This is a genomic window from Escherichia fergusonii ATCC 35469, from assembly GCF_000026225.1.
In the GTDB taxonomy this organism is placed as follows: Bacteria; Pseudomonadota; Gammaproteobacteria; order Enterobacterales; family Enterobacteriaceae; genus Escherichia; species Escherichia fergusonii.
In genome coordinates, this window is record NC_011740.1 from 2,429,829 (window position 1) to 2,455,692 (window position 25,864).

Sequence of the window (25,864 nt, forward strand, 5' to 3'; positions counted from 1 at the left end):
TGTTTTTGTTTATGGCGTTACGCCGTCAATCAGATAGTTGCCATGCTTAACCGCGTGACGCCGCCAGATCAGGAGAATTGCGGTAGAGATTGCGCTCCCCACCAGCGCCGCGCCAAACCAGCCCAGAGCAGCCATCACACCACCAGCACCGTTATCATGAAGTAAAAAGAGGGAGAATATTCCGGCCCCCGGTGTGGAAAGGCCAATATTCATCGCGCCAACGATAGCGCCCGTCACCATAGAGCCCAGCACAAAAGAGCCAATGACGCGCAATGGATCTTCAATCGCCATCGGGATCGCCCCTTCCGTAATCCCCGCCAGCCCCAATAGCCAGGTTGATTTCCCGGTTTCAATTTCAAATTCTTTAAACAGGCGCGGCGCGAGCATCGTGGAAGCCGTTACGGTAAATGCCGAAACCATTTTGACGGAGGCGAAAATGGCATAGGGGCCGTAAACGCCGTTCGCCATTGCGCCGAGGCAGAATGCATAAGCGGCTTTGTTCACTGGCCCACCAAGGTCAAAGGAACACATAAAACCGAGAATGGCGCCAAGCAACAGCGCATTACTTCCTGACAGACCGTTCAGCCAGGCGGTAAGCGAGTTATTGATCCAGGCGACAGGTTCCCCCACCACAAACAGCATCAGACTGCCCGCTCCCAATGTACCGAGCACCGGGTAGAGATAGAAAGTCAGGAAGCCATTGAATTTACTGCTAAGACGTAAGTGATTTTTCACCCAGCGCATCAGGTAACCGGCTATCAATCCGCCAACGACCGCGCCGAGAAACCCGGAACCGATCATGTTGGCGGCCAGTCCAGCCGCAAAGCCCGGCGCTAACGCCGGTTTATCTGCCAGCGAATAGGCGGTATAGGCTGCCAGCACCGGCACCATCAAAATCCCGAGCATCCCGCCGCCCAGCTTGCGGTACATCCACAGCCAGGAGTTTTCTTCATTAAACAAATCTTGTAGCCCGAAGATTTGCGACAGTAATACCGCAACCGCCAGCACCGTGCCCCCCGCGACAATCAACGGCACGGCGAAAGAGATCCCGCTTAACAGCGCCTGTTTCAGCTCAGTTTTGACACTTTTCACCGGTTGCGTATCTTGCTGTACAGTACGCGTCTCATCACTACGCTTGAGGGTAAGCGCTTGTTGGATCAATGCTTCTGCATGGCGAATCGGCTCGGCAACAGGCACAGAAAGCGCAGGAATGCCGTTAAAACGCTCACTCTCCTTGATGGCGACTTCAGCCGCAAAAATACACGCAGTTGCACTATTGAGTTGATCCGCCGTTAAACGCCCTTCAATACCGTTAGCTCCCTGCTTTTCAACAAAGACATTCACGCCCAACTTTCGCCCTGCTTTCTCCAGATATTCCGCAGCCATATAGGTGTGGGCTATCCCTGCCGGACAGGCCGTCACACAAACAATTGTTGGCGCATTGCTGAAATTCACTGCAGGTTGTGCATACCATTTATCATCAAGCGCCGAAAGCAACTCATCTGGCGTCGTTGCTGACTGAATTCTCGCCCGAATCTCATCATCCGCCAGGCGCGTGGTCAGCGCTGTCAGCAATTGCATATGCGTTGTACCTGCTTCATTGGGAGGAATAGCCAGCAACACCACTAAATCAACCGCTTCCGGGCCATCAACGCCTTCCCACTGAAGCGGCTCACTCAGTGTCGCGACCGCAAACGCTGCTTCTTTTACCGCAGCAGTTTTACCATGCGGCACAGCCAGCCCTTCACCTAAGGCCGTCGGGCCAAGACTTTCACGGTGATGCACTTCTTCCAGAAATTGCTCAGTACTGGAAATTTTCCCCAGAGCAGCAAGACGTTGAGTCAACGCGTGGATGGCCTCTTCACGGCTGGTAAAGCGCGCATTCAGGCACAGCGCATCGCGGTGGGTCAGAGTCGTCAGGTTCATCATGATCCTCACTTGATCGTTTTTATAGTCGCGCCAGTGTGCCCGACAAACAAATACTATTATGTGATCAATTTCACTTGATTGAGATTATTTGTATTATATTTGTATTATTTACAGGATGAATTTATCGGGCATAATGACAAAATTCGTATTAATGAGATGCTAAATAATGGGACGGAAACCCTTATACCGACAGATTGCTGATCGCATTCGTGAGCAGATTGCGCGTGGCGAGCTTAAACCTGGCGATGCGTTACCCACTGAATCAGCACTACAAACAGAGTTTGGCGTCAGCCGGGTTACGGTGCGTCAGGCTTTGCGACAATTAGTCGAGCAGCAGATCCTTGAAAGTATTCAAGGCAGCGGGACTTACGTAAAAGAAGAGCGGGTCAATTACGATATTTTTCAGTTAACCAGTTTCGATGAAAAAATGTCTGATCGACACATCGATACACACAGCGACGTCCTGGTGTTTGAAGTGATCCTGGCTGATGATTTTCTCCAGCAGCAGCTGCAAATTAGCGAACAGGATCGCGTGTGGCATGTGAAGCGTGTGCGCTATCGCAAGCAAAAGCCAATGGCACTGGAAGAAACCTGGATGCCGCTTTCATTGTTCCCGGATCTCACCTGGCAGGTCATGGAAAAATCGAAATATCACTTTATTGAAGAAGTGAAGAAGATGGTTATTGATCGTAGTGAACAAGAGATAATCCCTCTGATGCCAACCGAAGAGATGAGCCGTTTGCTTAATATCAGCCAGGATAAACCGATTCTCGAAAAAATATCGCGAGGATTCTTAATAGATGGGCGGATATTTGAGTTCAGCCGAAATGCTTTTAATACAGATGACTATAAATTTACGCTTATCGCACGAAGAAGAGCCCACTGATATATGCGCTATATACTCTTAATATTGCAAGTTGCAGGACAAACGCCAGTAGCGTTTTGAACAATGCTTGCGTTGCCCCTGAAATGAAGGGGCCGAATAACACGCAGACACAGTACATGCAACTTGATTATGGCGAGTATCACCATTCTTATTTCAACATATTTACGATTGCCTTCACAAATTTGGAAATCATTTTTATAACCTCCACACCAAACCGCATCAAGTCATTCTCTAACCCACTAATTTAATGACACTTTAACCATCGAAAGATAAATCAATATTTTTACGAATAAGATATTGAAAAGAGATCAATTGCATCCTTTATACCTAACACACACACTCACGGATAAATATATCGCACTTACAATAACAGAGTGCAAACAACCATTTATTTAATGTTTTCACGCCTATACAGAGGATTTGCCATGAAAAAACCAACGCTCGTTATTGGCGTCATTGGCGCTGACTGCCATGCTGTTGGCAATAAAGTTCTGGATAGAGTTTTCACCGTGCATAACTTTAATGTCATTAACCTTGGCGTAATGGTGAGTCAGGATGAATATATTGACGCAGCGATAGAAACGGGTGCCGATGCCATTGTGGTTTCCTCTATTTATGGTCATGGTGATATTGACTGTCTGGGACTTCGTGAGCGCTGCATCGAACGTGGTATCGGAGAAATTCCACTTTATGTTGGCGGCAATCTGGTGGTTGGCAAACATGACTTTGCTGATGTCGAAAAAAAATTCAAAGAGATGGGATTTAACCGAGTATTCGCGCCAAGTCATGACCTGGAAGATGTCTGTCAGCTCATGGCGGGTGATATTCAGCAACACCGGCACGCTGAAGAACATGTTCTGGAAGAGGCTATCTGATGAGAACTGTCTCTGTCGATATCGGTTCGACGTGGACTAAAGCCGCTCTCTTCGGCAGAGAAGGTGATACGTTAACGCTGATAAATCACGTGATAACCCCGACAACGCCCCATCATTTGGCTGAAGGTTTTTTCACCTGCCTTAATCAGTTACTAAACGTTTGTGATGCCCGTTCGTTACTTCATCGCGGTGAAATTAACCTGAAATATTCCTCTTCTGCCAAAGGGGGACTGGCAGTCGCCGCGATGGGGCTGGTGCCTTCAATTACGCTGGAAACAGCAAAAGTAACCGCCTGGTCGGCAGGCGCAAAAATCACTCAGCATTACGCTTATAAACTTAATCGTCATGACATTCAGGCACTGGAGAACACACCGCCCGATATTATTTTGTTTACTGGCGGCACTGATGGTGGCGAAACGAGTTACGGTCTGGCTAACGCTCGCGCCCTGGCAGAATCAAACCTTGATTGCGCCATGATTTACGCCGGGAATCGCGATATACAGGACGATGTGCAGGCCATTCTGGCGCATAAAGAGCTAACAATTGTCGAAAACGTCCTGCCAGATCTCGATCATCCCCATCCTCATGCTGCACGCGAGGCCATTTGTGACATCTTCCTGCAACGGATCGTAAAAGGAAAAGGGCTGGATGTCATCGTCAATGAAACTGGCGAAAAGCCGATGCCAACACCATGGACAGTTTATGAATTAGTAAAAGCCATAAGTCATTACGACAGCGAGTGGCAAGAGTTCATGTTGATTGATATGGGCGGTGCCACCACCGACGTCTATTCCGCCTGTTCTAACTCCCTCACCCCCGACACAGTTCATCACGGCGTACCGGAACCGTTTATTAAGCGTACGGTGGAAGGTGATCTGGGTATGCGCGTCTCTGCCATGGTCGTGGGTGAAAGTACACGGGAGTTGGTCGATATCATTTTCGCCAGTCAAACTGAACGTAAAGCGGCATTTTACGCTTACCTGCGCCATCTGATGACTTACCCTGGTTACTTACCCGCCAACAGCGAAGAAGAAGAGTTCGATACCTTGCTGGCAGGGCTTTGTGTCGGCTACGCCAGTGAACGCCATGCCGGAAGGAAAAAACAGGTCTGCACCTGTGTGGGTAATGTTGATTTGCAACTGGGGCGAGATCTGACCCCAGTACGCAAAGTCATCGGTTCTGGCGGCTGGCTGTCACGCGCCAGTCAGTTCGATATTCATCACTGGTTGAAATACCGGGAATTAGATGACGATGGCCGACGCATCTTACTTCCTAATCAATTCACTTATTACCGTGATTCAAGCGGCTTGCTGCCGTTACTGGCAAATGTTGCCCGACTTGATCCGCAGCTCGCCGCCCGTACCAGTATCCACTGTTTAACCCGATGAATTAAAAGGCAGCAACACATGGAACTTAAAAATAAAAAACTCTCACTTGATGAATTCATGAACGAGCGACTGCAGGTACTCCAAACCTGGCCGACGGGTAAGGAGGTAGAAAACTTTGCAGAGGCAGTTAACTATCAGCAATCAATTCCTGAACATAAACGCTTTTCTCTGGCCCTGTTAAAAGCCGACCAGCAAGGTAAAACGTTGAGTCAACCACGTGCAGGCGTTGCATTGATCGATGAACATATAGAACTGCTGAAAACGCTGGAACAGGAGTGTGATCTGCTGCCGACAACTATTGATGCTTATACCCGTTTGAATCGTTATGAGGAAGCAGCTGTTGGTATTCAAAAATCGCTGGAAGCTGGCACCTCTAAACTGAATGGATTACCTGTTGTTAACCACGGTGTTGCAGCCTGCCGTCGCCTGACAGAAACACTCGAAAAACCGTTACAAATTCGCCACGGTACGCCTGATGCCCGATTGCTGGCTGAAATTTCCTTTGCCAGCGGTTTTACCAGCTACGAAGGCGGGGGAATTTCGTACAACATTCCTTATGCCAAACGTGTAACGCTGGAAAAATCGATCCGCGACTGGCAATACTGCGACCGTCTGGTCGGGCTATATGAAGAACATGGTATTCGCATGAATCGGGAGCCTTTTGGACCATTAACCGGCACCTTGATTCCTCCTTTTATGTCCCATTCGGTGGCGATTATTGAAGGTCTTTTGGCACTGGAACAGGGAGTGAAATCAATTACTGTCGGTTATGGTCAGGTGGGCAGCCTGATACAGGATATTGCAGCCATTAAATCCCTGCGCGAACTGTCCCATGAATATTTCCATAATTACGGGTATGAGGATTACGAACTGAGTACGGTTTTCCACCAATGGATGGGGGGATTCCCGGAAGATGAAGCTAAAGCCTTTGCCATAATTTCCTGGGGAGCTGCTGTTGCTGGCATGTCAGGTGCGACAAAAGTGATTACCAAAAGCCCCCATGAAGCATTTGGTATCCCAACTGCTGCAGCCAATGCTCAGGGGCTGAAAGCCTCGCGCCAGATGTTAAATATGGTAAGCGAACAGAAATTCCCCCCCTGTCCGGCGGTTGATCAAGAGGTTGAACTGATCAAGTGCGAAGTTCGCGCTGTACTGAAAAAAGTGTTTGAACTGGGTAATGGCGATATTGCCCGTGGCACAGTGTTGGCCTTTGAAGCGGGTGTGCTGGATATCCCCTTTGCCCCATCAGTTTGTAATGCCGGGAAGATCTTGCCTGTACGCGATAACACCGGGGCAATTCGTCTTCTTGAAGCCGGTTGCGTACCGTTACCGCAAGATATCCTCGCCCTGCATCACGACTACGTAGCAGAACGCGCCCGTGCAGAAGGACGCGGCCCATCATTCCAGATGGTTATTGATGACATTAACGCCGTATCCCACAGTCAATTAATAGGAAGACCATAAATGAAAATTAAACAGGCCATCTTCACCGCCGGGTACTCTTCATTCTATTTTGACGATCAGCAAGCCATTAAAAATGGCGCAGGACACGATGGGTTTATTTACACTGGCGCGCCGGTAACACCAGGCTTTACTGCCGTGCGTCAGGCGGGTGAATGTGTATCAGTGCAATTGATTCTGGAAAATGGTGCCATTGCGATGGGCGACTGCACTGCCGTTCAGTATTCAGGTGCAGGTGGGCGTGATCCTTTATTCCTTGCCGCGAATTTTATTCCCTTTCTCAATGATTACATCAAACCTCTGCTTGAAGGCCGTGACGTTAATACCTTCCTCGAAAATGCCCGTTTCTTTGATACGTTGCGTATCGAGGGAAAATTGCTCCATACCGCCGTACGTTATGGACTTTCCCAGGCATTGCTTGACGCCACCGCGCTCGCAACAAAACGCTTAAAGGCCGAAGTGGTGTGTGACGAATGGCACTTACCATGCGTGCCAGAACCTATTCCGTTGTTTGGACAAAGTGGGGATGATCGTTATCTCGCCGTCGATAAGATGATCCTCAAAGGCGTGGATGTGCTGCCACATGCTTTGATCAATAACGTTGAAGAAAAACTTGGTCAAAAAGGGGAAAAACTGCGTACATACGTACGCTGGCTATCAGATCGCATTTTGCAATTACGTCAATCATCAGATTACCGACCAACACTGCACATTGATGTTTACGGCACCATCGGCCTGATTTTTGCGATGGAACCGAAACGCTGTGCAGAATATATCGCCAGCCTGGAACAAGAAGCCCAGGGACTGCCGCTCTATATCGAAGGCCCGGTCGATGCTGGTAATAAAGCAGATCAAATCCAGGCTCTTGCCGCCATCACCAACGAACTGGCTCGTCTCGGTTCTGGCGTAAAAATTGTCGCCGACGAGTGGTGTAACACCTTCCAGGATATTGTTGATTTTACCGACGCTAAAAGCTGCCATATGGTGCAAATCAAAACACCGGATCTGGGCAGTATCCATAACATTGTCGATGCCGTGCTTTATTGCAATAAGCATGGCATGGAGGCTTATCAGGGAGGCACCTGCAACGAAACGGATATTAGCGCCCGCACTTGTGTTCATGTAGCGCTGGCAGCCCGTCCAATGCGCATGCTGATTAAACCAGGAATGGGCTTTGACGAAGGTCTTAATATCGTCTTCAACGAAATGAATCGTACCATTGCGCTATTGCAGACTAAGGATTAACCAATGGCTCATACATTTAAGATCTTATCGCCAACGGCTATCCTCGGTTATGGCTTCCCCGAAGAAAGTTTTCGCAAAGCGATGGCGGAGTCACCGGATTTAATTGCTGTCGATGCCGGTTCCTCTGATCCTGGTCCACATTATCTTGGCGCAGGAAAACCCTTCACTGACCGCGCCGGTGTAAAACGCGATTTGCGCTATATGATTGTCGCCGGAGTAAAAAATAATATTCCGGTGGTAATTGGCACTGCCGGTGGCTCTGGTGCCGCTCCGCATCTGGAATGGTGTCGCCAGATCATTCATGAAATCGCGCAGGAAGAACAATTAACCTTTACGCTGGCATTAATTCCGGCAGATGTAGAAAAAGAGGTTGTTCATCAGGCGCTGGATAACGGCAAAATCACCGCCCTGGATTTCGTACCTGCACTCACCCATGAAGCCATTGACGCGAGTACTTATATCGTCGCCCAGATGGGTATCGAACCTTTTCAACAGGCCTTGCAAGGCGGTGCACAGGTGGTATTAGGTGGCAGGGCATATGATCCAGCCTGCTTCGCTGCCCTGCCGATTATGCAAGGCTTCGATGAAGGGCTGGCGTTGCACTGTGGGAAAATTCTTGAATGTGCCGCAATTGCAGCCACACCTGGCTCTGGTTCTGATTGTGCAATGGGGATCCTCGATGACAGTGGCTTTACACTGAAGACCTTTAACCCATTGCGTAAATTCACCGAAACGTCTGCAGCAGCTCATACCCTGTATGAAAAATCCGATCCCTATTTTCTTCCCGGTCCGGGCGGTGTTTTGAATCTGAAAGGCTGTACTTTTAAAGCAGTGAATGACGGTGAAGTGTATGTCAGCGGGTCGAAGCATGAAGCCACTCCCTATGCGTTGAAACTGGAAGGCGCGCGGCAGGTCGGTTTCCGCTGCCTGACAATTGCCGGAACACGTGATCCCATCATGATCGCCAGTATTGATACGATCATTGAAGAAGTGAAAGCCAGTGTGAAACGCAATCTGTCTCTGGACGATGACAGTATCCGCATGACTTTTCATCTTTATGGTAAGAACGGTGTTATGGGCTGCCATGAACCTGTTCAACAAGCCGGGCATGAACTGGGCATCGTACTGGATGTCGTCGCACCGACACAGGAAACGGCTAACAGTGTCTGCTCTCTGGTTCGTTCCACCATGCTGCATTACGGCTATAAAAATCGTATCGCCACTGCGGGCAATCTGGCTTTTCCATTCTCTCCTTCCGATATTCAGAGTGGGCCCGTCTACGAGTTTTCGGTTTACCACCTGATAGAAGCGAATGATGCACTGCGCTTTGATTACCATCTTGAACACGTTACCCCGCAAGGAGTGCAAATATGAAATATCCTATTTGCTCACTGGCACAGGTTATTCGCTCAAAAAATGCCGGACCGTATGAACTGGTTTTAGATATTTTATTTAAAAGTAAAGAGAATTATCTACGCATCAAAAATTCTCAACAACTTTCAGCGGAAGTTATTGCTCGTTTATATCAGGTAACGCCAGACTTTATTCATCGTATTATTTGGTTTGATCCAGCCAATGCAGTAAAAATCATCATGCCCAGAGATATTATCTCTGGCAATGTGGGGGATAACGATGTCTATGGTGCTCAGCAACATGCGCCATTATTAAACATTGAATTCGATTTGTAGTTCTCTCCCCTGACGTTAAGTAAATATTTTTAATCCTTAACGTCAGGCTATCAACACTGTTGACGAATCTGAAGTCGCTTCTCAGTCAGGTAATTCGAGACCTCGCTCGCCAACCCTTTATCGAAGGAGTAATAATGAAGAAAATAAATTTAACCCAAATGATTATATTTGGACTTATTCTCGGCATTATTTCCGGAGAGGTTATTTATAATACAGCGTCACCGGAGACAGCTAAGGTATACTCGCAAGAAATATCAATATTAACCACGATATTTTTACGTATGATCAAAATGATCATCGCTCCCCTGGTAATTTCAACACTGGTTGTCGGCATTGCCAAAATGGGCGATGCAAAAACGTTGGGGCGTATATTTACTAAAACATTTTTCCTGTTCGTCTGCGCCTCATTAATCTCAATCGCGCTTGGTCTTATAACGGTAAATCTTTTTGAACCCGGCACTGGTATCAATTTCGTCCCTACTGACACAAGTGTTGTTGCCGCTATTCCCGCTGAACCTTTTACCCTGCGGGCGTTTGTTTCCCATGCAGTGCCAACCAGCATTGCGGACGCCATGGCACGCAATGAAATTCTGCAAATTGTCATTTTCTCATTGTTTCTCGGTTGCAGTTTGGGGGCAATAGGTGACAAAGGAACAGCGATGGTCAATGTACTCGATTCACTGGTACATGCCATGCTGAAACTAACAGGCTATGTGATGTTGTTTGCTCCCCTGACGGTATTTGCTGCTATCTCCGCGCTAATCGCTGAACGGGGTCTCGGGGTAATGATCAGTACCGGAATATTTATGGGTGAGTTTTACTTCACACTGACCATACTGTGGGTACTACTAATTGGTGTCACAGCAGCGTTAGTTGGGCCGTGTATCAAACGACTCACCAAAATGCTTATGGAACCAATGCTATTGGCTTTTACGACTTCCAGTTCCGAAGCGGCATTTCCAGGCACACTGAGTAAACTCGAAGAATTTGGTGTATCGCCTAAAATTGCCAGTTTCGTATTGCCCATCGGTTACTCTTTTAACCTTGTAGGATCAATGGCCTACTGTTCATTTGCCACAGTCTTTATTGCCCAGGCCTGTAATATAAATTTAGGCGCTGGAGAGCAGATTACGATGTTGCTCATCCTGATGTTGACCTCCAAAGGCATGGCCGGCGTACCACGCGCCTCGATGGTGGTCATTGCCGCAACGCTTAATCAATTCAATATTCCCGAAGCAGGCCTAATTCTGTTAATGGGAGTCGATCCTTTCCTCGATATGGGCCGTTCTGCCACTAACGTCATGAGTAATGCCATGGGTGCAGCCATTGTGAGTCGTTGGGAGGGGGAGCATTTTGGTGTCGGATGTCGGGGGACACCATCAGGTAAAAGCGAGACTGAACTGTCAGAAATGGAGCTACCTTAATTCGTTTCGCCTGGCGTCACAATTAACCTAACTTTGCCACCTACTTTTAAGATGAGAAAAAAATGTCTAAGCCCTTTGTCTGGCAGGAGCTCTTTACGTTAAGTGAAGATATTACCGAGTATGAATTATTCAGTGATCAATATATTACTGTTACACAGCTTGACGATAACGAAATCATTAAAATCGCCCCGGAAGCCTTAACATTACTGGCACAACGGGCATTTCATGATGCATCTTTTTTCTTGCGTACTGAACATTTAGCACAGGTCGCCAGTATTCTGCTCGATCCCCATGCCAGCAGTAACGACAAGTATGTGGCTTTGCAACTGCTGCGCAACGCTGAAGTGTCAGCCGGAGGGATTCTGCCTAACTGTCAGGACACAGGAACAGCGACGATTATCGCCAGCAAAGGGCAAAATATTTGGACAGGTGTTAACGATGCCGAATACTTAAGTAAAGGAATTTACACCACCTTTCAGGAAAATAATCTGCGCTATTCGCAGAATGCACCGCTGGATATGTATAACGAAATTAATACGCAAACTAACCTACCAGCACAAATAGATATCAGCGCCACACCAGGTAGTGAATACCAATTTTTATTTATAAATAAAGGGGGTGGTTCAGCCAATAAAGCAGCCTTGTTTCAGGAAACGAAATCTATTTTACAACCAGAAAAACTGACCCAGTTTCTGATTGATAAAATGAAGTCTCTGGGTACTGCGGCCTGTCCACCATACCATATCGCTTTTGTCGTGGGCGGGCTTTCAGCAGACCAGGCGTTAAAGGTAGCCAAACTGGCATCAACTAAATATTACGATTATCTCCCCACCATCGGTAATGAACTGGGCCAGGCATTTCGTGATATGGCATTGGAAGTTACTCTCCTTAATGCCAGCCGGGAATTTGGTATAGGGGCACAATTTGGCGGCAAATATTTTGCTCATGATATTCGGGTGATTCGTCTGCCGCGTCATGGCGGCTCTTGCCCGATTGCGATGGCCCTCTCCTGCTCCGCTGATCGCAATATCAAAGCCAAAATTAACAAACAGGGTATCTGGCTGGAAAAACTCGAACGTAATCCCGGACGTTTGATACCGCAACCGCTACGTACGGAAAGCAATTCTCAGGTAGTGGAAATTGATCTGAATCGACCGTTAGATGCAATCAGAAGTGATTTATCTCGTTTGCCCATTGGCGCACGCCTCTCACTAACTGGCCCTATAGTTGTCGCCCGGGATATTGCCCATGCAAAAATTAAAACCCGATTAGAGTATGGCGAACCGCTACCAGAATATATGAAAAAACACATTGTATATTACGCCGGACCAGCAAAAACACCGGAAGGTTACCCTTGCGGTTCTCTGGGCCCGACGACCGGTGGTCGGATGGATGGCTACGTAGATGCATTTCAGGCCGCAGGTGGTAGCCTGGTGATGCTCTCAAAAGGCAATCGTAGTCAACAGGTTACCGATGCCTGCAAAAAACATGGTGGTTTTAATCTCGGCAGTATTGGTGGTGCGGCGGCACTTCTGGCCCAGCAATATGTGAAAAGCCTGCGTTGTATTGAATATCCTGAACTGGGTATGGAAGCAGTGTGGATGATGGAAGTGGAACACCTGCCTGCTTTTCTGTTGGTGGATGACAAAGGAAATAACTTCTTTAGTCAGTTTGAGCAGTCATGCCATTGCAACAGTTGTCTGGCAGGCAAATAAAAGATGCTCAAAGCATGGTGGTTTGCGACTTTTCCCGCAGCCAGTCACGAAAAATCTGCAAATGGCGGGATTTATTTTTCTCTTCCCGCCACGTCAAAACAAATCGATTTCCGGTGCGAATCGGTACATCACAGGGAATAATCATTTCGCCATTATCAAGATCTCGCTGAATTGCAAAGCGGGGAAGCAACGCCACGCCAAGATTGGAACGCACGGCCGCAATCAACATGGATAATAAATCATAACGTGGGCCTTTATTAATACCTGAATGCATAATACCTGAAAGCGCAAACCACTCCTGCCATGCATTCATACGAGTGCTTTGATGCAACAACTGTATATCACTAACCAACTGTTTTACTGATAATTTTTGATCTTCAGGCGCAAGTAGTGTACTGCTGCATACAGGTAGAATTTCCTCTTCAAAAAGAAATTCGACTTCTGCCCAGTGGGTACAAAAATCTTCACGCATAATTGCCGCGTCATATTCCCGATGAAGAAAATCATCCACACTCGAAAGTGAATATATATTAACAATAATATCCGGGTTAAGTTCGCTGAACTCCCGCAGACTGGGTATTAACCAGTGGGTACTAAAAGTTGGATTGACTGCCAGTTCTATTACCTGCACTTTCGGTTGCCAACTCATAATGGCATGCGTATCGCGCTCCATCTTATGAAGTGTTTCTTTGATAATACCGAGATAATATTTTCCAGCAGAATTCAGGGTAATACGCTTTTTCGCATGGTCAAACAGTGGTGTGCACAAAAACTCTTCCAGAGCAGTAATCTGACGGAACACGGCACTCTGTGTCAATGCCAGATCTTCTGCCGCCCGGGTATAGCTTTCATAGCGGGCCACCGCCTCAAAAGCGATCAGAAGTTCTGTTTTCGGTATTTTTCCTCTCATATGCCAATCTCTGAAAGTCATTTATTTTCTGCAAGCCGGATGATATCCCTTCACCACCGCGTGTTATTTTAAAGCTACCAACCAGCCCGATGGTTTAATTAAAACAAACTCGCAAAAGAATAAATATATAAATCACCCACCAGGTTATAGATTAAAACGTGAATTATCTTATGTAAGATAGTTGAGTGTTGAGCATTTTTTTACGTAATAAGAAAAGTGCAACATAAAATATTACCACCCAACTGCAAAGCATAAAAAAGGCCATCATACGATGGCCAACCATGTCGAAACCGACAGCCCTTCGCCATTCCTGTAGAGGGAAGCGGCGAGGGCTATTTCTTATTACAAGTATTTATTTCAGAACAGTTTTCAGAGCTTCACCGATGTCAGCCAGGCTGCGAACGGTTTTCACGCCTGCGGCTTCCAGAGCAGCAAATTTCTCATCCGCAGTCCCTTTACCACCAGCGATGATAGCGCCAGCGTGGCCCATACGTTTGCCTTTCGGCGCAGTCACACCAGCGATGTAGCCCACAACTGGCTTGGTAACGTGCTCTTTGATGTAAGCCGCGGCTTCTTCTTCAGCGCTACCGCCGATCTCACCGATCATCACGATCGCTTCGGTCTGCGGATCTTTTTCGAACATTTCGAGGATGTCGATAAAGTTAGAGCCTGGGATCGGGTCGCCGCCGATACCGACACAGGTCGACTGACCGAAACCGTAATCCGTGGTCTGTTTAACCGCTTCATAGGTCAGTGTACCGGAACGGGAAACGATACCCACTTTACCCGGTTTGTGAATGTGACCCGGCTGGATGCCGATTTTACATTCACCCGGAGTGATAACGCCTGGGCAGTTCGGGCCGATCATGCGTACGCCAGCTTCGTCCAGTTTCACTTTCACGGTCAGCATATCCAGCGTCGGGATGCCTTCAGTGATGGTGATAATCAGTTTGATACCTGCGTCGATGGCTTCCAGAATGGAGTCTTTGCAGAACGGAGCCGGTACGTAAATAACAGAAGCGGTAGCGCCAGTGGCAGCAACGGCTTCACGCACGGTGTTGAACACCGGCAGACCGAGGTGGGTAGTACCGCCTTTACCTGGGGTTACGCCGCCAACCATTTTAGTGCCGTATGCAATGGCCTGTTCAGAGTGGAAAGTCCCCTGGCTACCAGTAAAGCCCTGGCAAATAACCTTGGTGTTTTTATCAATTAAAATGGACATTATTTCCCCTCCACTGCGGCAACAACCTGCTGAGCTGCATCCGTCAGACCTTTTGCTGCAATAATATTCAGGCCGCTGTCAGCCAGTTTCTTCGCGCCGAGTTCGGCGTTGTTACCTTCCAGACGTACCACGACCGGTACGTTAACACCCACTTCCGCTACCGCGCCGATGATACCGTCAGCGATCAGGTCGCAACGAACGATACCGCCGAAGATGTTAACCAGAACGGCTTTCACTTTGTCGTCAGAGAGGATGATTTTGAATGCTTCGGTTACACGTTCTTTGGTTGCGCCACCGCCAACGTCCAGGAAGTTAGCCGGTTCGCCGCCGTGCAGTTTAACGATGTCCATGGTGCCCATCGCCAGACCTGCGCCGTTAACCATACAACCGATGTTACCGTCCAGCGCAACGTAGTTCAGTTCCCACTGTGCAGCCTGTGCTTCACGTGGATCTTCCTGCGACTGGTCGCGCATTTCGCGCAGATCAGGCTGGCGGAACAGTGCGTTGCCATCAGCACCCAGTTTGCCGTCGAGGCAGATCAGATCGCCCTGTTTGGTAATAACCAGCGGGTTAATTTCGATAAGAGCAAGGTCGCGCTCAAGGAAAATGGTCGCCAGGCCCATGAAAATTTTGGTGAACTGTTGAACCAGTTTACCTTCCAGGCCCAGTTTGAACGCCAGCTCGCGTCCCTGATACGGCATCGGGCCAGTCAGCGGATCAAGCGCAACTTTGTGGATCAGGTGCGGAGTTTCTTCCGCCACTTTTTCGATTTCCACGCCGCCTTCAGTGGAGGCCATAAAGACCACGCGACGGGAACTACGGTCTACAACGGCACCAAGATACAGCTCTTTAGCGATATCGGTCGCTGCTTCAACCAGAATCTGGTTAACCGGTTGGCCATTAGCATCTGTTTGATACGTTACCAGACGCTTGCCCAGCCAGTTTTCTGCAAAAGCACGGATGTCTTCTTTGCTGTTTACAACTTTCACACCGCCCGCTTTACCGCGGCCACCAGCGTGAACCTGACATTTCACTACCCACGGACCGGCACCGATTTTTGAAGCGGCTTCTTCTGCTTCGCGCGGAGTAGTACAGGCATAACCCACCGGTGCTGGTAAGCCATAGCGGGCAAACAGTTGTTTTGCCTGATATTCATGTAAGTTCATGTGTTCTGTCCATCCTTCAGTAATCGTTATCTTTTAAACCGTAGACCGACACCCTATCCACGTCGGTCTACAGTGCAGGTGAAACTTAAACTACTACACGTCCAGCAGCAGACGCGTCGGATCTTCCAGCAACTCTTTGATCGTTACCAGGAAGCCCACGGACTCGCGACCATCGATCAGACGGTGATCGTAGGACAGCGCCAGGTACATCATCGGCAGGATCTCAACCTGACCATTCACTGCCATCGGACGATCTTTGATAGCGTGCATACCCAGAATTGCGCTCTGCGGCGGGTTGATGATAGGCGTAGACATCAGGGAACCGAACACACCACCGTTGGTGATGGTGAAGTTACCACCGGTCAGATCTTCAACCGTCAGCTTGCCGTCACGTCCTTTAACTGCCAGCTCTTTGATTTTCTTCTCGATGTCTGCCATGCCGAGGGTATCCACATCACGCAGAACCGGCGTCACCAGGCCGCGCGGCGTAGAAACCGCCATGCTGACGTCGAAATAGTTGTGGTAAACCACATCATCGCCGTCGATAGAAGCATTCACTTCCGGGTAACGTTTCAGGGCTTCAACCACCGCTTTCACGTAGAAGGACATAAAGCCCAGACGGATGCCGTGACGTTTTTCAAACGCTTCACCATACTGCTTACGCAGATCCATAATCGGCTTCATGTTGACTTCGTTGAACGTGGTCAGCATGGCGGTAGAGTTTTTCGCTTCCAGCAGACGCTCTGCCACGCGCTTACGCAGGCGAGTCATCGGAACACGTTTTTCGCTACGTGCAGCCAGAGCCGGTTGCGCCGCCGTAGTAGCTGCTGCCGGTGCAGACTCTTTCGCCGGGGCTTTCGCCAGATGTTTTTCCACATCTTCACGGGTCAGACGACCACCTACACCGGTGCCTTTAATGGCGCTGGCATCAAGATTGTGTTCAGCCAGCAGGCGACGGATCGCCGGGCTTAACGCATCGTTATTTTGCTCTTCCAGAGACGCCTGCTGGCGTTGCGCCGGAGTGGACGCTTTCTCTTCAGATTTGGCGCTGGTTTCTTTACCCGCGCTGTTACCTTCACGCAGGCGACCAAGGATCTGACGAGACGTTACGGTTGTACCTTCATCTTCCAGAACCGCATCCAGAATGCCGTCTGCTGATGCCGGTACTTCCAGTACCACTTTGTCAGTTTCGATTTCTACCAGCACTTCATCACGTACAACTGCGTCGCCGGGTTTTTTATGCCAGGTTGCGACGGTGGCATCGGCTACGGATTCAGGCAGGTCAGGGACCAGAATATCTACGCTACTCATTGTGTATCCTTTATTTATTCGACGTTCAGCGCGTCATTAACCAGATCTTGTTGCTGTTTCTGGTGAACGGACATATACCCTACCGCCGGAGAGGCGGAGGCCGGGCGGCCTGCATAACGCAGAGAAGCCCCAAACGGAATCACTTCACGGAAATGATGCTGGCTGCAGTACCATGCGCCCTGGTTGAGCGGCTCTTCCTGGCACCAGACAAAATCCTTGACGTGAGCAAACTGCTGCAACACTTCCTGCATCGCTTTATGCGGGAACGGATAGAGTTGCTCGATACGGACGATGGCGACATCGTGTTGATTGTTCTTACGGCGTTGTTCCAGCAGGTCGTAATAAACCTTACCAGAACACATCACTACGCGCTTCACGCCCTTCGGATCAAGCTCGTCGATTTCGCCAATGGCTGGCAGGAAGGTGCCGTTCGCCAGTTCTTCGAGGCTGGAAACCGCCAGCGGATGACGCAGCAGGGATTTCGGCGACATCACCACCAGCGGACGGCGCATCCCGCGCAGCGCCTGACGACGCAGCATGTGGTAAACCTGTGCCGGGGTAGACGGTACGCACACCTGCATGTTTTGCTCAGCGCAAAGTTGCAGATAACGTTCCAGACGCGCGGAGGAGTGCTCCGGCCCCTGCCCTTCGTAACCGTGCGGCAGCAACATCACCAGGCCACACATCCGACCCCATTTCTGTTCGCCAGAGGAGATGAACTGGTCGATAACCACCTGCGCACCGTTAGCGAAGTCACCAAACTGCGCTTCCCAGATAGTCAGCGTGCGCGGCTCTGCGGTGGCATAACCGTATTCAAACGCCAGCACTGCTTCTTCAGACAGTACGGAGTCCCAGACGCGGAACGCGCCCTGACCATTATGGATATGTTGCAGCGGCGTGTAAGTAGAACCGTTGGACTGGTTGTGGATCACCGCATGACGATGGAAGAAGGTACCGCGACCGGAGTCTTCACCCGACAGGCGGACCGGAATGCCTTCATCAACCAGAGTGGCGTAAGCGAGGTTTTCCGCGCCGCCCCAGTCGAACAGTTTCTCACCGGCAGCCATTGCCTGGCGATCGCCATAAATTTTGGCAACGCGAGACTGCATTTCAACCGCTTCCGGCACCGTACTGATACGTTTAGCCAGTTCCTGCAGGCGCTTCATCTCAACTTTGTTCGGGTACTCTTCGTCCCATTCGTGGTTGAGGTACGGCGACCAGGTGAAAGAGTGCATGTTCATCGGACGCCACTCTGCTACCACGCAATCGCCAGCATCCAGCGCATCGCGGTACAGGTTAACCATCTCGGTGGCATCTTCCAGCGTCGCGACTTTTTCCTGCTCCAGCTTGTCAGCGTAGATTTTGCGCGGCGTCGGATGTTTTTTGATTTTCTGATACATCAGCGGCTGAGTTGCACTCGGCTCGTCGGCTTCGTTGTGGCCGTGACGGCGGTAGCACACCAGGTCGATGAAGACATCACGTTTAAAGGTGTTACGGAAATCGAGCGCCAGACGGGTCACAAAGGCAACGGCTTCCGGATCATCCGCATTAACGTGGAAAATCGGTGCCTGTACCATCTTGCCGATATCAGTACAGTACGGCGTAGAACGGGCATCCAGCGGGTTAGAGGTGGTGAAGCCAACCTGGTTGTTGATAACGATACGTACCGTACCGCCAACTTCATAACCACGCGCTTTCGACATGTTCAGGGTTTCCTGAACCACGCCCTGCCCGGTCACTGCGGCGTCACCGTGGATGGTGATTGGCAGCACTTTGTTGCTGCTCGGCTCGTCGAGTCTGTCCAGACGGGCACGAACAGAACCGATAACTACCGGGCTTACAATCTCAAGGTGAGACGGGTTAAACGCCAGCGCCAGGTGAACCAGGCCGCCATCGGTCTGGAAGTCAGACGAGAAGCCCATGTGGTATTTCACGTCGCCCGTGCCGAGGTGTTCTTTATGTTTGCCGGCAAATTCGTCGAACAAGTCTTGCGGTTTTTTACCCAGCACGTTAACCAGCACGTTCAGACGACCACGGTGCGCCATCCCAAGAACCACTTCACGGGTGCCGCTGTTGCCAGCATGGCGGATCATCTCTTTAAGCATCGGGATTAACGCGTCACCGCCTTCCAGCGAGAAGCGTTTTGCGCCAGGGAATTTTGCGCCGAGGTAACGTTCAAGGCCTTCAGCGGCGGTCAGTTCGCTTAAGAAGCGTTTTTTCTCTTCGCTATTGAAAGTCGCGCGACCAGACTCGATACGCTGTTGGATCCAGCGTTTTTCTTCGGTGCTGGTAATGTGCATGTACTCGGCACCAATCGGGCCGCAGTAGGTTTGCTTGAGGGCTTCCAGCAGCTCGCCGAGTTTCATGGTTTCTTTGCCGCTGGCAAATGAACCGACGTTGAAGGTCTCCTGGAAGTCTGCTTCGGTCAGATCGTGGAAAGACGGATCCAGATCGGCCACTTTCTCTTGCTGCCACAGCCCCAGCGGATCGAGATTCGCATGCTGGTGACCGCGGAAGCGGTATGCGTTAATGAGCTGCAGGACTTTAACCTGCTTCACATTGGTGTCAGGGTCGGAGATCGTTGAAGAGTAACGTGAAGCGTCTTTCGCCAGGCGGCGGAAATATTCACGCGTTTGAGAGTGGAATTGATCCGGTTTGACTCCCGTACCAGGTAACTGCTGGAACGTCGAACGCCAGTTAGCGTCAACCGAGTCAGGATCGGTTAAGAAGTCTTCATAGAGCTGTTCTATCCAGCTCTGGTTTGCGCCAGAGAGGTAAGAAGAGTCCAACCAGGCTTTCAAAGCGCTGTTCTGCATCGTGATCCCTTAAGCATCTTTTTTATGCTTACTTCGCCGTGGATACTACCACGCACAGTGATGTGCGTGCCGGGGTTCACTTGCGAGCTCTTGTCTACGTAGTGGCTCGCGAAGGAACCTTTAAAAACTGTCTTAGTGTCAGGGGCAGTTTTTAAAGATTTCCTGCAATTCTTTTGCAGGCCGGATAAGGCGTTCACGCCGCATCCGGCCCTGGTTGCCTGATGCGACGCTTGCGCGTCTTATCAGGCCTGGAATTTATGCATTACGTTGCAACAACATCGACTTGATATGGCCGATAGCGCGCGTCGGGTTCAGCCCTTTCGGACATACACTGACGCAGTTCATGATGCTGTGACAGCGGAATACACTGAATGCATCGCTCAAACCGTCGAGGCGGCTGTCAGTCTCGGTATCACGGCTATCGATCAGGAAACGATATGCCGCTAACAAGCCTGCCGGGCCGATAAACTTATCGGGATTCCACCAGAAAGACGGACAAGAGGTTGAACAACATGCGCAGAGAATGCATTCATACAGCCCGTCGAGTTTTTCGCGCTGCTCTGGCATCTGTAAATGCTCGCGAGCTGGCGGATTTTGTCCATTATTCAACAGGTAAGGCTTAATTTTCTCATATTGCGCATAGAATTGTCCCATGTCTACCACCAAATCGCGGATCACCGGTAAACCTGGCAGCGGGCGAATCACAATCTTCTTGCCCGGCTGGTTGAGTGCCGAAATCGGGGTAATACAGGCCAGACCATTCTTACCGTTCATGTTCAGACCGTCGGAACCGCACACACCTTCACGGCAGGAACGACGGAACGACAGGCTGGGATCTTTCTCTTTCAACTGGATAAGCGCATCCAGCAGCATCATGTCGCGACCTTCTTCCGCTTCCAGGGTGTAATCCTGCATACGCGGAGCATCATCAACATCCGGGTTATAGCGATAAATTGAAAACTCGAGTCTCATTTTCCTGTCTCCGCATTAGTAAGTACGAATCTTCGGCGGGAATGCCGGGCGCAGTTTCGGTTCCATATTGACGCTTCGACGCGTCATGGATTCCGACTCTGGCAGATACAGGGAGTGGCACAGCCAGTTTTCATCATCACGATCCGGGAAGTCGAAGCGGCTATGCGCGCCACGGCTTTCGGTACGGAAGTTGGCAGAAACAGCCGTTGCATACGCCGTTTCCATCAGGTTATCCAGTTCCAGGCATTCAACGCGCTGGGTGTTGAACTCGCTGGAAGTGTCATCCAGACGGGCATTTTTCAAACGCTCGCGGATCACTTTCAACTGCTCAAGCCCTTTTGCCATCGCATCACCTTCACGGAAGACCGAGAAGTTATGCTGCATACATTCTTGCAGTGCTTTACGAATCGCCACCGGATCTTCACCATTACGGTTGTTGTTCCAGCGATTCAGACGCTCCAGAGACGCTTCAACATCAGACTCGCTGGCATCGCGCAGTGCGCCCTGCTCGGCAATAGACTCTTGCAGATGCAGGCCCGCTGCGCGACCAAAGACCACCAGGTCCAGCAGCGAGTTGCCGCCAAGACGGTTAGCGCCGTGTACCGATACACAAGCGATTTCACCTACCGCGAACAGCCCCGGAACAACCACATCTTCGCCTTTCTCGTTCACCGTCAGCGCCTGACCGGTCACTTTGGTCGGAATACCGCCCATCATGTAGTGACAGGTTGGGATAACCGGAATCGGCTCTTTCACCGGATCGACGTGTGCGAAGGTACGGGAGAGTTCAAGGATACCCGGCAGACGGGATTCGAGAACTTCTTTACCCAGGTGATCGAGTTTCAGTTTTGCATGTGGCCCCCACGGACCATCACAGCCGCGACCTTCACGGATTTCGATCATGATGGAACGCGCCACCACGTCACGGCCCGCCAGGTCTTTGGCGTTCGGCGCATAACGCTCCATAAAGCGTTCGCCATGTTTGTTCAGCAGATAACCGCCTTCACCACGGCAACCTTCGGTGACCAGTACGCCCGCACCTGCTATACCGGTCGGGTGGAACTGCCACATTTCCATATCCTGCACAGGTACACCTGCACGGATAGCCATGCCGACGCCGTCGCCGGTGTTAATGTGCGCGTTGGTGGTGGACTGATAAATACGCCCTGCCCCGCCGGTTGCCAGCACAGTCGCACGGGCTTTGAAGTAAACCACTTCACCGGTTTCGATGCACAGTGCGGTACAACCAACTACCGCGCCATCCTGGTTCTTCACCAGATCCAGCGCATACCACTCGGAGAAAATGGTGGTGTGGTTTTTCAGGTTCTGCTGATAAAGCGTGTGCAACAGTGCGTGACCGGTACGGTCAGCTGCCGCAGCAGTACGTGCCGCCTGCTCGCCGCCGAAGTTTTTCGACTGGCCACCAAACGGACGTTGATAGATACGACCATCATCAAGGCGCGAGAACGGCAGGCCCATGTGTTCCAGTTCCAGAATCGCTTCCGGCCCGGTTTTACACATATATTCAATCGCGTCCTGGTCACCGATATAGTCCGAACCTTTTACGGTGTCGTACATATGCCATTCCCAGTTATCTTCATGGGTATTACCCAGCGCAACAGTAATGCCGCCTTGCGCAGAAACGGTATGGGAACGGGTCGGGAAGACTTTGGAGAGCAGCGCACAGGTTTGGCCGCTCTGGGAAATTTGCAGCGCCGCGCGCATACCTGCGCCACCGGCACCAATCACAACTGCATCAAATTCTCTGACTGGCAATTTCATCACACACCCCACACCACAACGAATCCATAAATCACGTAAACCACCAGTGCAACGACAATCACCAGTTGCAGCATCAGGCGCAAGGCCAGCGGTTTAACGTAGTCGGTCAACACCTGCCACATGCCGATCCAGGCATGGATCAAGATAGAAAACAGCGCCAGCAGGGTGAACACTTTGGTGAACGCAGAGGCGAAGAAACCAATCCAGACTTCATATGTCAGCTCGCCACTGGTAGCGAAAAAACCGACCATATAAATGATGTAAAGCGTCAGGACGATAGCGGTAGCGCGAACGAGGATGAAATCATGTACGCCATTGCGTCCTAATGCGGAGGCGTTGCTTACCATACGAGGACTCCTGCGAGAAGTGAAAGCACGACAGTAATAACAAAGGAGATTTTGGCGGAGCGTTTACCCGCTTCGAATGTTTCTTCCAGATAGCCAAAATCCATCATCATGTGGCGAATACCTACGACGACGTGATATGCCAGAGCGGTAAGAATGCCCCACATGATAAATTTGACGAAGAAGCTGCCCATAATCGCGGAAGCTTGCTCGAAACCTTCAGGGGAAGAGAGGCTGGTACCCAGAAGCCACAGCAGGATGCCCACTGCAACAAAGGTGATCACACCGGAAACGCGATGGAGAATGGACGCTATCGCCGTGACGGGGAACCGGATGGTCTGTAGGTCCAGATTAACAGGTCTTTGTTTTTTCACATTTCTTATCATGAATAACGCCCACATGCTGTTCTTATTATTCCCTTTGGACTACAGGCACAGATGTTAATGTTCTGTTACCAGGAGACATTGGGATTTCCTTTCTCCGGTCTGCTTGCGGGTCAGACAGCGTCCTTATCTATAACCACGAGTCATATAAAACACTGCTTCCAGATGTTAAAACGACACGCCAAAACGCTGGGTGGCTCGGGATTGCAGGGGATTCCGAAGACCTGGCGGCAGTATAGGACTTTCACAAAATCATTACAATTAACCTACATATAGTTTGTGATGTTTTATCCCGAACAGTGATCCGGGTCACGATAACAACATTTTTTTAATTTTTAACCATTGGATTTGACATTCATTCAACAAAATTGTTACAAACATCACCAGAAAAAGCATACAATGCGTAAAAGTTATGAAGTGTTAATTACTGTTGAAGTTTCGTTATGTAACGGTGAGAAAGTATTGACCGATTCATTCAGTAAAGTTATTAGTGATAGTCAGGTTAAATAATACGGATTGCTAAGTTCTTGATTTGCTATTTAATCGCCATTAATTAACTGTTTTACCTGCAAGCGCCCATAGCTCTGTACCCTGGTCATCCACTCTGCCACAGAGCGGCGAGCCAAATAACAAAGGGGTGACAGTTATTGATGTACGAAGCAAGTGTGAGTTCCGGCAGTCTTAAGCAATAAGGCGCTAAGGAGACCGTAAATGGCTGATACAAAAGCAAAGCTCACTCTCAATGGTGATTCTGCTATTGAACTGGATGTGCTGAAAGGCACGCTCGGACAGGACGTTATCGACATTCGTAGCCTCGGCTCAAAAGGCATGTTTACTTTTGATCCTGGATTCACCTCTACTGCATCATGTGAATCTAAAATAACTTTTATTGATGGTGACGAAGGTATTTTGTTGCATCGCGGTTTCCCTATCGACCAGCTGGCAACCGAATCAAGTTATCTGGAAGTGTGCTATATCCTGCTTTATGGTGAGAAACCGACTCAGGAACAGTATGACGAGTTCAAAAAGACCGTTACCCGCCATACCATGATTCATGAGCAAATCACCCGCCTGTTCCACGCTTTCCGTCGCGACTCGCATCCAATGGCTGTTATGTGCGGTATCACTGGTGCCCTTGCAGCTTTCTATCATGACTCCCTGGATGTCAATAACCCACGTCATCGTGAGATTGCGGCTTATCGCCTGTTGTCAAAAATGCCAACCATGGCGGCAATGTGTTACAAATATTCTATTGGTCAGCCTTTTGTTTACCCACGTAACGATCTCTCTTACGCAGGCAACTTCCTGCATATGATGTTCTCTACGCCGTGTGAACCGTATGAAGTTAACCCCATTCTGGAACGCGCAATGGATCGTATTCTGATCCTGCATGCTGACCATGAACAGAACGCTTCTACCTCTACCGTGCGTACCGCTGGCTCTTCTGGTGCAAACCCGTTCGCCTGTATCGCCGCAGGTATTGCTTCTTTGTGGGGACCGGCACACGGCGGCGCCAACGAAGCTGCACTGAAAATGCTGGAAGAAATCAGCTCAGTGAAACACATTCCAGAATTTATGCGTCGTGCGAAAGATAAAAATGACTCTTTCCGCCTGATGGGCTTTGGTCACCGCGTCTATAAAAATTATGATCCACGTGCCACTGTAATGCGTGAAACCTGTCACGAAGTGCTGAAAGAGCTGGGCAGCAAAGATGAGTTGCTGGAAGTGGCGATGGAACTTGAGCACATTGCGCTGAACGACCCGTACTTTATCGAGAAGAAACTGTACCCGAACGTCGATTTCTATTCTGGTATTATCCTGAAAGCGATGGGTATTCCGTCTTCCATGTTTACCGTTATCTTTGCAATGGCACGTACCGTAGGCTGGATCGCCCACTGGAACGAAATGCACAGCGAAGGAATGAAAATCGCCCGCCCACGTCAGCTGTACACCGGCTACGCGCAGCGTGATTTTAAGTCGGATATTAAGAAGTAAAAATGACACCGACAAAACCCTGCGTGTTTTTCACGCAGGTTTTTTATTTCTGCACCAACAGCAAAGATATTGATAATCAATAAAAAGACGTATTTATTATCGATCAGAGAGGTCACAAACTCCGCAACCGTTATACCTGCCCGGTTAGTGCATTAATTAACCATGCCATGGCGCACCGTTAATGACACAATATGACCTTTATCTCCTCTGTTGTGCAAAACTTCGAGTATTCGAAAAGCAGCAAAAAAGTGAAGCCCGATAAGTGCTGAGCCCCATGGATGTGCCGAATAATCCGCAACAACAGTGCACATACTCGAATTATTTAGAATATATATTTATTAATTCTCTACAA

The 25,864-nt window shown here is 49.6% G+C and carries 21 protein-coding genes; 11 read left to right on the top strand and 10 right to left on the bottom strand.

The window, feature by feature from the left end; genetic code table 11:
• Positions 1-9: 9 nt before the first annotated feature.
• Positions 10-1,926, bottom strand: coding sequence for a PTS 2-O-a-mannosyl-D-glycerate transporter subunit IIABC (mngA, locus tag EFER_RS11960; protein WP_001054843.1), 1,917 nt, complete (start codon positions 1,924-1,926; stop codon positions 10-12).
• A 169-nt stretch (positions 1,927-2,095) separates the two neighbouring features.
• Between mngA and EFER_RS11965 the strand changes: the two genes are divergently transcribed.
• From EFER_RS11965 to EFER_RS12005, 9 genes are all read left to right on the top strand, one after another.
• Complete coding sequence (locus tag EFER_RS11965) at positions 2,096-2,815, top strand: GntR family transcriptional regulator (protein ID WP_000532836.1); 720 nt, start codon at positions 2,096-2,098, stop codon at positions 2,813-2,815.
• A 425-nt stretch (positions 2,816-3,240) separates the two neighbouring features.
• Positions 3,241-3,690 (top strand): methylaspartate mutase subunit S, encoded by a 450-nt coding sequence (gene glmS / locus EFER_RS11970; protein WP_000743285.1) that lies wholly within the window; start codon positions 3,241-3,243, stop codon positions 3,688-3,690.
• Positions 3,690-5,078: a methylaspartate mutase accessory protein GlmL gene (glmL, locus tag EFER_RS11975; RefSeq protein WP_001261292.1), complete on the top strand. Its 1,389-nt coding sequence runs from the start codon at positions 3,690-3,692 to the stop codon at positions 5,076-5,078. Before glmS ends, glmL begins: the two co-directional genes overlap by 1 nt.
• Before the next feature lie 18 nt (positions 5,079-5,096).
• The gene (locus tag EFER_RS11980) at positions 5,097-6,542 is read left to right on the top strand and encodes a methylaspartate mutase subunit E (RefSeq protein ID WP_000421094.1); all 1,446 of its coding nucleotides are present in this window, start codon (positions 5,097-5,099) and stop codon (positions 6,540-6,542) included.
• The gene (locus EFER_RS11985; RefSeq protein WP_000695015.1) at positions 6,543-7,784 is read left to right on the top strand and encodes a methylaspartate ammonia-lyase; all 1,242 of its coding nucleotides are present in this window, start codon (positions 6,543-6,545) and stop codon (positions 7,782-7,784) included. It begins immediately after the preceding gene.
• A gap of 3 nt (positions 7,785-7,787) precedes the next feature.
• The gene (locus EFER_RS11990) at positions 7,788-9,158 is read left to right on the top strand and encodes an acyclic terpene utilization AtuA family protein (protein ID WP_000951423.1); all 1,371 of its coding nucleotides are present in this window, start codon (positions 7,788-7,790) and stop codon (positions 9,156-9,158) included.
• Positions 9,155-9,472: a DUF4387 domain-containing protein gene (locus EFER_RS11995; RefSeq protein ID WP_000876895.1), complete on the top strand. Its 318-nt coding sequence runs from the start codon at positions 9,155-9,157 to the stop codon at positions 9,470-9,472. The genes EFER_RS11990 and EFER_RS11995 overlap by 4 nt, the downstream gene beginning before the upstream one ends.
• Positions 9,473-9,606: 134 nt before the next feature.
• Complete coding sequence (locus tag EFER_RS12000; protein WP_000723567.1) at positions 9,607-10,896, top strand: dicarboxylate/amino acid:cation symporter; 1,290 nt, start codon at positions 9,607-9,609, stop codon at positions 10,894-10,896.
• 62 nt (positions 10,897-10,958) lie between these two features.
• Positions 10,959-12,611: a class I fumarate hydratase gene (locus tag EFER_RS12005; RefSeq protein WP_000042552.1), complete on the top strand. Its 1,653-nt coding sequence runs from the start codon at positions 10,959-10,961 to the stop codon at positions 12,609-12,611.
• A gap of 7 nt (positions 12,612-12,618) precedes the next feature.
• Here the strand turns inward: EFER_RS12005 and EFER_RS12010 are convergent, their stop codons facing one another.
• From EFER_RS12010 to sdhC, 9 genes are all read right to left on the bottom strand, one after another.
• Entirely contained in the window at positions 12,619-13,521 is a 903-nt protein-coding gene (locus EFER_RS12010; protein WP_001214250.1) for a LysR substrate-binding domain-containing protein, read from the bottom strand.
• A gap of 352 nt (positions 13,522-13,873) precedes the next feature.
• Positions 13,874-14,743, bottom strand: a complete 870-nt coding sequence (gene sucD, locus EFER_RS12015; RefSeq protein ID WP_000025458.1) for a succinate--CoA ligase subunit alpha — start codon at positions 14,741-14,743, stop codon at positions 13,874-13,876.
• The gene (gene sucC / locus EFER_RS12020) at positions 14,743-15,909 is read right to left on the bottom strand and encodes an ADP-forming succinate--CoA ligase subunit beta (RefSeq protein ID WP_001048602.1); all 1,167 of its coding nucleotides are present in this window, start codon (positions 15,907-15,909) and stop codon (positions 14,743-14,745) included. Before sucC ends, sucD begins: the two co-directional genes overlap by 1 nt.
• A 93-nt stretch (positions 15,910-16,002) precedes the next feature.
• On the bottom strand, positions 16,003-17,220 hold the full coding sequence (odhB, locus tag EFER_RS12025) for a 2-oxoglutarate dehydrogenase complex dihydrolipoyllysine-residue succinyltransferase (RefSeq protein WP_000099835.1): 1,218 nt from the start codon (positions 17,218-17,220) through the stop codon (positions 16,003-16,005).
• A gap of 14 nt (positions 17,221-17,234) precedes the next feature.
• Positions 17,235-20,036 (bottom strand): 2-oxoglutarate dehydrogenase E1 component, encoded by a 2,802-nt coding sequence (sucA, locus tag EFER_RS12030; RefSeq protein WP_001181487.1) that lies wholly within the window; start codon positions 20,034-20,036, stop codon positions 17,235-17,237.
• Between the two features lie 255 nt (positions 20,037-20,291).
• Positions 20,292-21,008, bottom strand: a complete 717-nt coding sequence (sdhB, locus tag EFER_RS12040) for a succinate dehydrogenase iron-sulfur subunit SdhB (RefSeq protein WP_001235263.1) — start codon at positions 21,006-21,008, stop codon at positions 20,292-20,294.
• A gap of 15 nt (positions 21,009-21,023) precedes the next feature.
• Positions 21,024-22,790, bottom strand: a complete 1,767-nt coding sequence (gene sdhA, locus EFER_RS12045; RefSeq protein ID WP_000775547.1) for a succinate dehydrogenase flavoprotein subunit — start codon at positions 22,788-22,790, stop codon at positions 21,024-21,026.
• Complete coding sequence (gene sdhD, locus EFER_RS12050; RefSeq protein ID WP_000254365.1) at positions 22,790-23,137, bottom strand: succinate dehydrogenase membrane anchor subunit; 348 nt, start codon at positions 23,135-23,137, stop codon at positions 22,790-22,792. The genes sdhA and sdhD overlap by 1 nt, the downstream gene beginning before the upstream one ends.
• Positions 23,131-23,535, bottom strand: coding sequence for a succinate dehydrogenase cytochrome b556 subunit (gene sdhC / locus EFER_RS12055; RefSeq protein WP_000263355.1), 405 nt, complete (start codon positions 23,533-23,535; stop codon positions 23,131-23,133). Before sdhC ends, sdhD begins: the two co-directional genes overlap by 7 nt.
• Positions 23,536-23,916: 381 nt before the next feature.
• On the opposite strand from sdhC, the gene EFER_RS24910 reads away from it, so the two are divergent.
• The gene (locus tag EFER_RS24910; protein WP_419715432.1) at positions 23,917-24,027 is read left to right on the top strand and encodes a hypothetical protein; all 111 of its coding nucleotides are present in this window, start codon (positions 23,917-23,919) and stop codon (positions 24,025-24,027) included.
• A gap of 201 nt (positions 24,028-24,228) precedes the next feature.
• On the top strand, positions 24,229-25,512 hold the full coding sequence (locus tag EFER_RS12065) for a citrate synthase (RefSeq protein ID WP_000785824.1): 1,284 nt from the start codon (positions 24,229-24,231) through the stop codon (positions 25,510-25,512).
• Positions 25,513-25,864: the final 352 nt, after the last annotated feature.